General features: G+C 76.6%; 1 protein-coding gene. It reads right to left on the bottom strand.

Going from position 1 to position 1,029, the window contains the following annotated elements; all coding sequences use genetic code 11:
• A partial coding sequence (locus ACQUQ1_RS22390) for an ATPase, T2SS/T4P/T4SS family (protein WP_435066385.1) occupies positions 1-1,029 on the bottom strand: 1,029 nt, incomplete at both ends.

Raw genomic sequence — 1,029 nt, 5'->3', positions numbered from 1 at the left:
ACGAGGTCGGTCGTCGCGAACGAGGACGCCGGGACGCCGAGGTCGGAGACGACGCGTTCGCGGACGGACGCGCCGCCGGCTCCGTGGATGGTTCCGAGCACGGCGTCGGCGGCCGCGCCGACCCGCATCGCCTCGTACAGGGCGCGGGCCTCCTCGCCGCGGACCTCGCCGACGACGAGCGCCCCCTCGCCCAGCCTGAGCGCCGTCCGGACCGCCTCGGTCGGCGAGAGCGGCGCGTCGGCGTCCGTTCCGACGTGGAGCCGCTGCACGTCCCGCCCCGACCTGCGGAGTCCGTCGACCGGGAGCTCCGGGGTGTCCTCGACGAGGACGGTTCGTGCCGCGGAGGACACCGCGAAACACAGGGCGCCGAGCAACGAGGTCTTGCCCGCTCCGCGCGGGCCGGCGACGAGCACGGCCGCGCCGCGTTCGACGGCGACCGACAGCAGTCCGGCGACCGCGGGCGGCAGCGACCCGACGGCGACGAGACGGGGAAGCGTCCAGGCGTCGTCGTCGTGCCGGCGGAACGCGAACCCGGGACCGTCGCTCGCGGGGGCCGTGACCGCGGCGACCCGGACGCCGCCGACCGCCGCGTCCGTCGTCGGCGAGGCCCGGGAGAGCGTCCGTCCGCTCGCGGCGCGGACGCGCGCGGACAGCGCCGCGATGTCCGCCGGAGAGAGCCCGACGTTCGTGGTCATGGCCTCGCCGTCGACGCGGATCCGGAGGGGCCGTCCGTCACCGGGCGAGGAGCGGAACGCGTCGGTCACCCGCGGGTCCGCGAACAGGTCGTCGAGCACCCCGAGGCCGCGTGTGTGCCGCTCCAGCACCGCCGCGAGTCTCTCCAGCGGGAGGTCGACGGGGAGCCCGTCCGATTCCGTTCGCCCGCACCGGATCACGTGACGGATCGCGCGCGTCGCGGCGCGGTCGCCCGGCTCGACCGTCCCGCTCGCCAGTTCCTCGTAGCCCGCCGAGAGCACGTCGAGCGCGTCCGATCCGAGGCCCGCGTCGCTCGGACGGAGGTGGTAGTGCGGG

This window comes from Halobaculum sp. EA56 (assembly GCF_051195075.1).
Taxonomy (GTDB): Archaea; Halobacteriota; Halobacteria; order Halobacteriales; family Haloferacaceae; genus Halobaculum.
This window is presented reverse-complemented; position numbering and strand designations above follow the sequence as displayed.